6 protein-coding genes and 1 pseudogene are annotated in these 11,954 nt (G+C 45.2%); 2 read left to right on the forward strand and 5 right to left on the reverse strand.

Going from position 1 to position 11,954, the window contains the following annotated elements; genetic code table 11:
- Positions 1-105: 105 nt before the first annotated feature.
- Entirely contained in the window at positions 106-1,206 is a 1,101-nt protein-coding gene (locus CGSMWGV1500E_RS0106135; protein ID WP_419185105.1) for a class C sortase, read from the reverse strand.
- A gap of 433 nt (positions 1,207-1,639) precedes the next feature.
- On the opposite strand from CGSMWGV1500E_RS0106135, the gene CGSMWGV1500E_RS06415 reads away from it, so the two are divergent.
- Complete coding sequence (locus CGSMWGV1500E_RS06415) at positions 1,640-1,846, forward strand: hypothetical protein (protein WP_155114879.1); 207 nt, start codon at positions 1,640-1,642, stop codon at positions 1,844-1,846.
- Between the two features lie 118 nt (positions 1,847-1,964).
- Here CGSMWGV1500E_RS06415 and CGSMWGV1500E_RS01500 read toward each other — a convergent pair whose 3' ends face one another.
- Positions 1,965-3,725: a SpaH/EbpB family LPXTG-anchored major pilin gene (locus CGSMWGV1500E_RS01500; protein WP_004128940.1), complete on the reverse strand. Its 1,761-nt coding sequence runs from the start codon at positions 3,723-3,725 to the stop codon at positions 1,965-1,967.
- 875 nt (positions 3,726-4,600) lie between these two features.
- On the opposite strand from CGSMWGV1500E_RS01500, the gene CGSMWGV1500E_RS06320 reads away from it, so the two are divergent.
- The gene (locus CGSMWGV1500E_RS06320) at positions 4,601-4,891 is read left to right on the forward strand and encodes a nucleotidyltransferase family protein (RefSeq protein WP_230455197.1); all 291 of its coding nucleotides are present in this window, start codon (positions 4,601-4,603) and stop codon (positions 4,889-4,891) included.
- A 223-nt stretch (positions 4,892-5,114) separates the two neighbouring features.
- Here the strand turns inward: CGSMWGV1500E_RS06320 and CGSMWGV1500E_RS01495 are convergent, their stop codons facing one another.
- The 3 genes and pseudogenes from CGSMWGV1500E_RS01495 to CGSMWGV1500E_RS01490 form a co-directional block, all read right to left on the reverse strand.
- Positions 5,115-6,200 (reverse strand): ORF6N domain-containing protein, encoded by a 1,086-nt coding sequence (locus CGSMWGV1500E_RS01495; protein WP_004128948.1) that lies wholly within the window; start codon positions 6,198-6,200, stop codon positions 5,115-5,117.
- Positions 6,201-6,374: 174 nt separating this feature from the next.
- Positions 6,375-7,623, reverse strand: a pseudogene (locus CGSMWGV1500E_RS0106145) (AMP-dependent synthetase).
- 309 nt (positions 7,624-7,932) lie between these two features.
- Positions 7,933-11,952: a DNA-directed RNA polymerase subunit beta' gene (locus CGSMWGV1500E_RS01490; protein ID WP_004128956.1), complete on the reverse strand. Its 4,020-nt coding sequence runs from the start codon at positions 11,950-11,952 to the stop codon at positions 7,933-7,935.
- Between the last annotated feature and the right edge of the window lie 2 nt (positions 11,953-11,954).

Below are 11,954 nucleotides of genomic sequence, written 5' to 3' on the forward strand. Positions count from 1 at the left end.
TTCACCTGTTTTGCATTGTTTTACACTGCTTTGCGTCGCCAACACGGCACCGCAAGTTTTGTTATTAAGTTTTGTTATTAAGTTTTTGTTGCCATACGCAATCGCTCATAAACCAAGAATGTCTATAAGCCAATCGGAAGTCTTTTCGCTGTTACCACTCCGCTTGCGTTTTTTGCGCGAACTAGACTTTTTGACCTTCGGTCGTTTTTTCAGGCGATTTTCAATCGCCTTAGCTTCCTCGCGCTCAAGATCTTCTCTTCGTGCAGAGCCAGTTACTGCACTATTCTCTTCCCTATCTTCCTCGCTATCTTCTTCCCTATCTTTCGCGCTATCTTTCGTGCTATCTTCTTTACTTTCCTCGCTACCTTCCTTATCTTCCTTCTTTTTCTTCTTAACAGGCAAACCAGCCCACCAAATGTAGCCACCAACAATACACAGGCTTCCAAAGCACGCAACAATCCACCACGGAAATCGCGGAACATCAGGCTTTTTACCACGAAGCGCTTTATCTGCCGCAGGCGTTGGCACCACGCGTTCGCCAGTAACCAAAATGCGCTGCGTGTTGATACCAAGCGGCGTACAAGTAATCAGCGTCACCAAATCTTTACCAGGAACGGCTGCAATCTTCTTCGTCTCATCAGGGTTTACAACGATCTTGTCAACAACCTTGTAAGTGAGAATCTCGTCGAAAACCTCAATGGTAAAAGTGTCACCTTTTCCAACTTCGTCCAGCCTGGTGAACATTTCCGCACTTGCCAAACCGCGATGTCCTGTAATCACAGATCGCGTTCCCTTACCGCCAACCGGAAGCGAAGTTCCACGCAAATGACCAAGACCTTTCAGAAGAGTGGCATCTTCTGTGCCGTGATACACAGGCAAATCAAGATCAATTTTTTTAATGCGCAAACGAGCCATCAGCCCGTCATCGTTTACTTTCAATTGATCCCAGTAATCCTGGCTCGCATCGGAAGTAGCTCCGTGAGAAGTTGGTATGTTCGTATTTGCCTCGTAAATAGCACCCGACGAAAGCTTACTGTTATACTCACGAGCGCGACGGAGCTGCTCGTGCGGAGCAGGAACCGCGTGTGTAATAAGCTTTGCATACTCGGCCGCCACTTCCGACATGTGATACTGGCTTAGCCACATGGCGGCATGCGGGTAAATAAGAGACGCAAACGACGCAAGCAACAGCAAAGCCGGAACTATGCACGATTTAGAGAATCGCCAGTTTTTTGCGTTGTTGCGCGAGTTTGAGTGGTTTTTTTGGTTATGATTTTGTTTGCGATATTCTTTTCGATATTCTTTAGTATCGTCTATGAGTTTTGTAACTGATTTAGTTTTTTGGTTTGGACGAGGCTGGAAAATTTGTGTTTGCGCAAGCTCCCGTCCTTCGTTGCTTTGGCTGTTAAAGGCTTCACTGTCTGCTTTGTTCTTAAAAGAACGTAGCTTACTCAGTCCTCTTTTATTGCTGAACACAATTTTTCCAGCCTCTCAACATACTAAACAACAACACAAAACTCATAGACTCGTGCAAAAGTTACGCAACTGCGTGGTTTACTAAGTGCAACTAGAGTCGCGAAACTAAGCTGCGGGTGGGTGCGTGGTTTGCGTGCTTGGTGTGGCGTGCGCAGCAGCACTAATGTTAGCGGTCACTAAGCAACAAATAGTCGCCGTTTGCAAAGCAATGGTGCAAAGCTTCTGGAACTTTGACGGAGAATGTCCGGCAATTGTTGTCGTTTTTGCTACTTTTGACCACAAACGCCGTGTAATTTCCCGGCAAATGTTGTCGTTTTTGCGTTGTTCGGAAACATTTGACGTAGATTTCCTGCGCTTGCGCTACACCTGACCGCGCAACTAATCTGCTCAAACCGGTTGCACAGCTTGTTTCGAAATCAAACTGTGCAACCGGCAAAGCAAATCAGCTGAACAATCATCAAAGCAACTAACCAGCCGATTGAGTTTTACTACTGCTCTTGCTCCTTGCGACGCTTCATTACAATGTAGAAGAACGTGCCGCCCAAACCAAGAACACCGCAAAGCGTCAAAATCACCAAGCCGCGAGCACCAGTCATAGGCAGCGCTTTAAGGATCTTTTCGAGAGAAGTAGACTTCTTGTTGTTGATCTTCAAAGTGTTAGCTTTATCTTCTGCACCAGCAGTAAGATTCACACAATGAAGTTTGTTATCAAGTTCAAATCCATCTGGAGCAGTAGTTTCAACTGCGCAATAAACGTGTGAAACTTTATCAGCATTACCCACGAAGAATGAATCAGAAGCATTACCTTTATCGTCAGTTGCAGCCATCGTGCGAACTTTGTCAGTAGTCGTTATTAAATCAGTACCAGCAGCTTCAACTGTCTTACCATTAAGATTGTCTACAGTCTTACCTGCAGCAGCTTCATACACATTGAAGATTGCACCCTTCAAAGGATTACCATTCTTATTAGTAATGTCATCACTCAATCCAACCTTATCAATGGTGAGCTTAGCAAAATTAGTGGTATCTCCACCTTCGTGAGGATGATCTGGGTCTTCCTTACATGGCTTATCTTTAGTTGGAACGCAGCTTGGAGTTTTATCTCCATCGCCGGTTGCTACACCATCTACATCAGTGTTTATATTGTTCTTAATATTTCCAGGAGCAATAACTGTTGTTACAACTGTTGCTGTAAGTTTGCCACCAACTTTTGCAGAAGCCTTAGCCAAACCAGTTTTAGTGAGCTTAACGCGAATCCACTTGACAGTCTTGAGTTTTTCAGCACTGGATAAATCAGTAACCTCAGTTGGATTATCACCAATTGAAGAATATGCTTTAACTTCGTAATCTGTTGCAGTTAGCGTATCAGCATTATTACCATCTTTATCAGTAACCTTCACATCTTTAACACTGTTATAGTTCAAGAAGTCTGTGTTAATCGGGTCAGTGAATGAAACATTGGTATATGTGCTGCCACCATCTTTGATAGCAGTAAGTGGAATGGAAATATCCCAGCCCATCGTTGTATTAGTTCCATCAATGAATGGCTTGTTTGGATCAGCCTGAGCTTTCTTCTCTACCTTGCTGGAGCTAACGTCGTTCTTTGGATAAATCTTTAAGTTGTAAAGCCAACTATGAGTCTGCGTATCAGGAAGAGGAACCGTTACAAGGAATGGATTAACTTGCTTAGTAACCTTAATAGGCTTTCCATCTTTCTTAGGCGCACTATTAGCCAAGTCTTCTTCTACCAGGTACAAGCCGTACGTAGTACCAAGATTGAATGTTGTAGAGCCATCTGCAGCAGTTTCTTGTTCTTTAATGTCTGCATCAGTCGTAGAAACCTTCAAACCAGCATCAGTCAAAGCCTGACTAGCAGTTTTATTTTCAGTCGTTAAATTCTTGATGGCTTCCCAACCAGATGTATTAGACAAATCAATCTTGTTGCTTTTAGAATCAAGAATTGGAGTAAGCTTGAACTTCACTCCTGAAATTGGTTTTTGTGTGGCTGGAATATTCTTATACGCTTTACCATTATTCCTATCCTTGGTCTCAGGACCTTCATATTTATAAATAGTGATAGAAGTTTTCTGCCCAGTTTTAATATTCGCGGTGTTTTCACCTTGAGCAGGAGTAGTAGTCGGCGTATTTTCAGCCCAGGCGACTGAGCCGGCGACGCAGCAGGTGCAGAGTGTGCAGGTTGCGGCAAGCATTGCCACAGCCTGTTTTAATGAAATTTTGTTTAGACGCATATTCCCTCTCTTCTTGTAGGAACGTCTTGTTTTGGTTTACATTTTGTTTTCGGCTTGCAAAAAGCTAATTATAACAATGTTATGATGTAATAACAAATTTTAAGAAAGTTACTGCAAAAACCTTGTTGTTTTTAGCAATTTGTAGCAAGTTGGACGCGAGCGCTCAACTATGAGTAAATACAAGTTTAATCGTAAACAAGACACAAAAATAGGCATATTGCGCATATAAACAAATGTTTATACTTTTAAGCACCCCCCCCCCCGCGACGAACAGAATCCCTGTATATCAATGCTTTTGATGGTGTCATCATGCAAGACGCTGCTTATTTATTTGCATTTTTTCTTTTCAAAATTTTCACAAACTTTCACAAATCAAAATTCGGCGTGTCGCATTAGAGTATCGAGAAGCAACACAGCGCGCTTCTCGATACACTAATGCGGCAGCGCTTGCTCAGCGTGGAAAGCCCAGTGGGCTTTCCACGCAAGCGCGCACACGATTACGCTTTCTTTATACTCTTAAGAAAGCGTAATCCGACGAGCAATAATCCAATAAAACACCAATATAATTGATTCGCTTTTCGCTTAAGCGTGGCGCGAAAAGCGACCCAATGCGGTAGCGACGACTCAATGCAGCGCTCAGGCAGGTCGTATGTTAATAAGGTGTGATTAATTGCGCATTATGATATAAAATTTCATATAAGACAACAGTTAACAAAACTTACGCAATATACTGCGCGCATAAGCAATACGAGGAGGAAGCAGAATGACAAATAATATTGCATCTTCTCATTCGCTTGCCACTGACACGTCCGAACTAACGCCAATTGTAGTTAAATCTGTGCGAAAAAATAGCGCGCAAATTAGGCATAGACGAGCTGTACCTTTTTGGCTCGGTCGCGCGAAACGCATCAAACCGCTATTCGGACGTTGACTTCATTTACCAAATTCACAACGATCCAAACCTGCCGTCGCCGCAATCGACTATCGAAGAAGCGAGAAAAAAGCAAGAATTGCGCTTAGCTCTGTCCGAATGTTTAGGAAGAAAAGTGGATCTTGTAAACAAAGATTACGTAACAAAACCACTTTGCAATGGCGGAGATGCAGAATTGCAAAGAAAAGCGTTCGTTACAGCAATCAACAAACAGCCAATCTACAAAATAATTTAACGAGAGAGCTAACGCAGGATTTGACGCATAAGAATAAGGTAAAAAATGAGACCCTAACGCAGCGCGCCAACTGCGCCAGTAACAAAAAAGCGACATTATCCGTTACTAACGCAGCGCGCGAAAACAGCTCTATAATTTGCTGCAATTAAAAAAAAAGACGATAGATTTTTACTTCTACCGCCTTGCTTGGAATCCATACAACTTTCTAGCCCATTCCCGTATATCAAATTTTCAAATTCTTATTGTTTAACATTCCCCCAAACATTGCATGATACATATCCTTCGATGATTCTTCTATCTTGGTAATACTCGATATTTTATTTCCAGCATCCTTTGATGATGCTCCACAAAGATAAAAGGCTTCATTTTCTGCCCCAAAGTCTATTGCAATATATCTATCGTGGTATTTTTTATCAGCTACCTTCAGATTCAAATCTACATTAGGATAATCTTTTCTAAAATCATCTAAAATATTTTTCGTAAGCATATCTTTATTTCTTACATTATCGCTAAAAACTATGATTCGCGTGTTATCTCTTGCAGCCCTTAAAAGTTCCAACGTTTTAAGCCCTATATAGTTATCTATAACATAAATGCTTTTCTTTGCTGACTTATATATTTTTGTGTAGGCAACGTCCGCTTCTATCTTATCCCCATTCAGCAAAAGAAAATGCTTGTAAGTGCTACTATCTATAAAATTATCCATCACTTTTTTCAAATCTTCTTTTGTTGCTAGGGTGATAATTTTATTATTCATATTTGCTATTTCTTTTGAATGCTGCATTATGTTATTTGTATTTTGATTTGTTTGCAATAACAGTTGCGACATTTCTTTTGAGCTAAGAAAGTCTCTATTCTCAATAATGAAGTCTTTCATCTGCTTAAACATTCGTATTAAAGCTCGACTTTGCCTAATCGCAAGTTCTCCCCTTAATACAGTCATAAGCATATAGATGCCCTGTTCCGTAAAAGCGTAGGGATTGTATTTAATGTTACTGCCTCTGCCTTGCACTTTGTTAAAGGTCGCAAAATGCGACCTTGAAAGTTCATATACTTGCCCATTGTTCAAGGTGCCAAAATGGCACCTTGAAAGTTCATATACTTCCTCATCGGTTAGCCGGAACATAAAATCATCCCCTTCAAATTTTTCAATATTCCTTTTAACCTGTTCGTTAAATCTTTTTGTAGAATATCCATAAATTTCAGCAAGTTCAAAATCAAGCATAACTTTTTGATTTCTTATATGGTAAATCTTACTTTTAAGCGTAGTTTCATCTATTATCGCAATCTCTTTATTCTCTTCTGCCATGGTGCCCTCCAAAATTATCTAAATCTCTTGCCAAAACAACCAACCAGCAACACTCACACAGAACGCCAACTGCACCAGTAACGAAAAAACGCATCTATCCGTTACGCACGCAGTACGCCGACTGCGTCAGTAACAAAAAAAACGGTAAAGCGTGCGCATTCTAAGCGCCCGCTCTCATCCAACGCGCATAATCCGCGGCACACCAGCCTCAACAAGCTTCCGCTCAAGATTCTTAACGCCAACAACATCCGCAAAATTAAAACGCACAATCTTACTCACGCCGCACTCCCTAAAAAGCACCGACTCACGCTCAGCCTGCCTATCAATATTGCGATTAATAGCGGCCTGATTGTAGGAATTACGCAACATTTGAGTATCAGCCGAAGAATTAAAGTTGATATTCGCATGCGTCGAATTAGTCGAATCAACAAAATACTTGTCATACCCATCAAGCTCGCCAACAATCAGGCCACCGCCTGAAACCCGCCACAAAAAATCACACCTATACTTAACCCTGGAATTAGACGCAACAAACTCATGCTGTAACGCAGGCACCATAAACCCAAGATCAATCATCGTGCCGCGCGCGAAAGACTCGCCACCATTCTCGCTTAAACCATTCTGAAAAAAGCAAAGGCGACGCAACCTAAAAATAGGATCCGCATTACTGCCGAAACCAGCTACACAGCTATACACAAAACCGTTGCCAACTACACCACTACCGCCAACACCAACAGCACCATCTCTTCCACCGTCTCTTCCGCCATCTCTTCTTTCGCAAATCTCAAGAACCTTGTTAAAGTTCACGTTATCGCGCGCAGCAGAATCAAAAATCGGCAAAGCAGCCCTAAAACTCAAACTGTTAGCAGCATCAAAAAGCAGAGTACTTTTGTCAACAACATGACTTCTAATCTCATAACTTACCCTGTCACTTGAATGCGGAAGCGTAATAAGCTGACCATCATATTTGCGACTCGGCTGCACAATACGCACGTCGTCGCTAGTAGCCATCCTGCTCCTTTCCAGTTGCGCCAATACGATGCAATTGCGGATTATCGTGCGTAGATTTGTTAGTTTTTGAGCGAATATAAATCTGCGTCGGAAGCGTTTGTAAATTCGTTTTCTGTAAATCATGTTTACTGCCAACAAGCAGCGTGTCATAATCTTCAACAACATCATAACCTAATAAAGCTGCCCCACTCGTAACAGTAAACTTCCAATCCGGATAAAGATCCATCAATGAAAGCGCTACGTGACGTATGCGTTCTGACGTATATAGCTTCTGCCAGTACTCAGTTCGCGCGTAAAGATTACGAAAAGTGCGCACAAAAGTGCCGCTTTTCACGCATCTATACGCATACTGTTTTTGAGCTGCGTTAATAGGTAGGATGCATCGATGCTCTATTTCGGCATCTCTTATCATGCGTATCGTTTCGTTGTTAGTTTTAGGCATACTACTGAGATTATTCGATAATACGATGAATAAACAATAAATTTACAGCATTGTGGTTAAAAGGTATTTAAGGACGATTCATGTGTTACTTGCGCAGAACGTCAACTGCACCAGTAACGAAAAAGCGACATTATACGTTACTAACGCAGAACACCAACTGCGTGAGTAACAAAAAAGCAACATTATACGTTACTAACGCAGAACACCAACTGCGCCAGTAACAAAAAAGGAGCTTCAAGCCAGAAAGCTTGAAGCCCCATTTATATCAGATTAGCGAAATCACTCAGCTTCGTCGCCGTAATCACCCTGACCACCCTGATCATCAAGGAAGTCATCTGGATTAAAGTCATCGCCGAGCTTCATATCGCCGAAATCAATGTTGGAGAAGTCAACATCCGCCATATCGCTTTCACCGAAGTTCGATGGCGTACCGTCAGCACCACCCAAACCGAAGTTAGGGTAAATGGAGTCACGCACCTGAGGATCCGGCTCCACGTTAGCGTTGCGATAACGCGCCAAACCGGTGCCAGCTGGGATGAGCTTACCGATAATAACGTTCTCCTTCAAGCCCTTAAGATCATCTTCCTTCTGGCTCAAGGCGGCCTCAGTAAGCACGCGCGTAGTCTCCTGGAAGGATGCTGCAGAAAGCCAAGAATCCGTAGCCAACGAAGCCTTGGTAATACCCATAAGCTCTGGTCGACCAGCAGCAGGCTTGCCACCGTTCTTAACAGCAGCCAAGTTTGCCTCGCGGAACTTCGCCTGATCCACAAGCTCACCAGGAAGAAGCTCAGTGTCACCAGAATCAATCACCGTAATACGGCGAAGCATCTGGTGCACAATAACCTCAATGTGCTTGTCGTGAATATCAACGCCCTGAGAACGGTAAACGTTGTGAACTTCTTCCACAATGTTCACCTGAGCCGCACGCGGACCAAGGATTCGAAGAATCTTCTTAGGATCCACAGAACCTTCAATCAGCTGCGTACCAACGTCAACATGCTCGCCATCCTTTACAAGCATTGGCGCACGACGCGTCACAGGGTAAACGATTGGGTCAACAGTTGTGTCGTCTGGAGTCAAAGTCACCTGACGGCCGTGGTCGGTATCCTCAACCTTCACAACGCCTGGGAACTCAGCGATTGGAGCCTCGCCCTTAGGAGTACGAGCCTCGAAAAGCTCCGTAACACGAGGAAGACCCTGCGTAATATCGGAAGCCGAAGCAACACCACCAGAGTGGAAGGAACGAAGCGTAAGCTGCGTACCAGGCTCACCAATGGACTGTGCTGCCACAATACCAACAGCCTCGCCAACATCCACGAGTCGGCTCGTAGCCAAGGACCAGCCGTAGCACTTTGCGCAAACGCCGCGCTTAGATTCGCAAGTAAGCACAGAACGCGCCTTAACTTCCTCAACGCCATGCGCAACCAAATCACGCAAAACGTCCATAGAAAGCGCATCTCCACACTTTGCCAAAACTGTTGTGCCGTCGGCAGGATCGAGAACATCTGCAGCAAGCAAGCGCGAGTATGGACCACCGTCAGCAGCCTTAACAAGCGTCAAATTGCCGTTTTCGTCGCGATCAGCAATTTTCATCATAAGACCGCGCTTAGTGCCGCAATCTTCTTCACGCACGATTACTTCCTGCGAAACGTCCACAAGACGACGAGTCAAGTAGCCAGATTCTGCCGTACGAAGTGCAGTATCTGCCAGACCCTTACGAGCGCCGTGCTGGGAGATGAAGTACTCCAACACGGACAGACCATCGCGGTAGTTTGACTTAACAGGTCGAGGAATAATCTCACCCTTAGGGTTTGCCACGAGGCCTCGCATACCAGCAATCTGGCGAATCTGCATCCAGTTACCACGTGCGCCTGACTGAACCATGATGTTCACGTTGTTGTCGTCGTGGAAGTTTTCGCGCATTGCGTCTGCAACCTTGTCGGTGCATTCAGTCCACAAGTTGATCAACTCTTGACGACGCTCTTCGTCAGTAAGAAGACCCATATCGTACTGGGAGTTGATTTTTGCAGCCTGATCCTCGTAATCTTGCGCAATTTGCTCGCGATTTGGAGGAAGCACAATGTCGGAGAATGCCATTGTTACGCCAGACCAAGGAGCACGAGTAAAGCCGAGATCCTTCAAAGCGTCGAGTGTTGCAGCAACTTGAGCTGTAGAATAGCGGGTTGCGATTTCGTCGACGATCTTAGAAAGTACGCCCTTCGGCACCTGCTCGTTTACGAACGGATAGTCGACTGGCAAAGTTCCGTTGAACAAAATGCGTCCGCAAGAAGTTGCAAACAGTACAGTTCCGTCCTTAAAACGCTCTTCGCGCACAACGTCTGGGCTGCCTGGCTCAGGATCAACAACCTTAAGCTCGGAAGGCTCCCAATTCTTTGGCAATACGAAGTCTGAAGGAACGCGAATCAGCACCTTAGCTTGCATGTCAATCTCATGCTTGTCGAGAGCCATTTCAGCTTCAGCAAGCGAGGAGAAGACTCGACCTTGACCCTTGGCTCCCTCAATTACGGTAGACAAGTAGTAAAGACCCAAAATCATATCCTGAGAAGGCATTGTAACGGTGTGACCGTCTGCTGGCTTCAAGATATTGTCGGAAGCCATCATCAAAGTGCGCGCTTCAGCCTGAGCTTCTGCAGAAAGCGGAAGATGCACTGCCATCTGGTCACCATCGAAGTCTGCGTTGAATGCTGCGCAGGCAAGTGGTGGCAGGTGGATTGCTTTACCTTCAACCAAAATTGGCTCGAATGCTTGAATACCCAAACGGTGAAGTGTAGGTGCGCGGTTAAGAAGCACAGGATGCTCGGAAATAACTTCCTCGAGCACGCCCCAAACTTCGGAGTCGCCGCGGTCAACCAAACGCTTTGCGCTCTTCATATTCTGAGCGAAGCCCTGATCTACCAAACGCTTAATAACGAACGGCTTGAAAAGCTCCAACGCCATTGGCTTCGGCAAACCGCACTGATGCATGCGAAGGCTTGGACCAACGACGATTACGGAACGGCCGGAATAATCAACACGCTTACCGAGCAAGTTCTGGCGGAATCGGCCTTGCTTACCCTTAAGCATGTCTGAAAGCGACTTTAATGGTCGGTTGGATGCGCCGGTTACTGGACGTCCGCGGCGACCATTGTCGAAGAGCGAGTCTACTGCTTCCTGAAGCATGCGCTTTTCGTTATTAAGCATGATTTCAGGCGCGCCAAGCTCAATAAGTCGCTTCAAACGGTTGTTACGGTTGATTACGCGACGGTACAAATCGTTCAAATCGGAAGTTGCGAAACGACCACCATCGAGCTGAACCATTGGTCGCAAATCTGGTGGGATTACTGGAATTACGTCCAAAACCATAGCTTCTGGCTTGTTTCCAGTAGTCAAGAATGCGTTTACAACCTTCAGTCGCTTCAAAGCGCGAGCCTTGCGCTGACCGGTTCCGTTGTCAATTTCTGCGCGAAGCTCTTCTGCGGCAGACTTCAAATCGAAGTCCTGCAAACGCTTCTTAATAGCTTCAGCACCCATGCAGCCTTCGAAGTAGTCGCCGTAGCGATCTTCCATCTCGCGCCACAAGTCAACGTCGCCTTCCATGTCTCCGGCACGCAAGCCCTTGAATCGGTCAAATACTGCGTTCAAACGCTGAATCTGCTCATCATAGCGAGTACGAATAGCAGACATTTCGCGCTCTGCACTGGCGCGCAACTTAGATTTTGCAGCACCCTTACCTTCGCCAGATTCTTCCAGCTCGTGCAAGTCTTCTTCAACTTTCTTAGCGCGCGCTTCGATTTCGTTATCGCGACGCTTGCGAAGATTGCCGATTTCGGTATCGAATTCGTCTTGCAAATCTGGAAGATCTTGGTGACGCTGCTCTTCGTCGACTTTCGTAACCATGTAGGCTGCGAAGTAGATTACTTTTTCAAGATCCTTAGGTGCAATGTCGAGCAAGTAGCCCAAACGGCTTGGCACACCTTTGAAGAACCAAATGTGTGTTACCGGAGCTGCAAGCTCAATATGACCCATGCGTTCGCGGCGAACGCGGCTGCGGGTAACTTCCACGCCGCATCGCTCGCACACGATTCCCTTAAAGCGCACGCGCTTATACTTGCCGCACGCGCACTCCCAGTCGCGAGTTGGACCGAAGATCTGCTCACCGAACAGACCGTCCTTCTCTGGCTTTAGGGTACGGTAATTAATGGTTTCTGGCTTCTTTACTTCGCCGTGGCTCCAGCTACGGATATCTTCGGCGGTGGCCAGTCCAATCCTCAGTTTGTCAAATGCGTTGACGTCCAGCACTC

The sequence above is a fragment of the Gardnerella vaginalis 1500E genome, from assembly GCF_000263595.1.
GTDB classification, from domain to species: Bacteria; Actinomycetota; Actinomycetes; order Actinomycetales; family Bifidobacteriaceae; genus Bifidobacterium; species Bifidobacterium vaginale_E.

What these genes read in the sequence shown, in the direction of transcription:
- CGSMWGV1500E_RS01500 (WP_004128940.1), bottom strand. Translation starts at nt 3,725, where the DNA reads ATGCGTCTAAACAAAATTTCATTAAAACAGGCTGTGGCAATGCTTGCC.
- CGSMWGV1500E_RS06415 (WP_155114879.1), top strand. Translation starts at nt 1,640, where the DNA reads ATGTTAGCGGTCACTAAGCAACAAATAGTCGCCGTTTGCAAAGCAATG.
- CGSMWGV1500E_RS01495 (WP_004128948.1), bottom strand. Translation starts at nt 6,200, where the DNA reads ATGGCAGAAGAGAATAAAGAGATTGCGATAATAGATGAAACTACGCTT.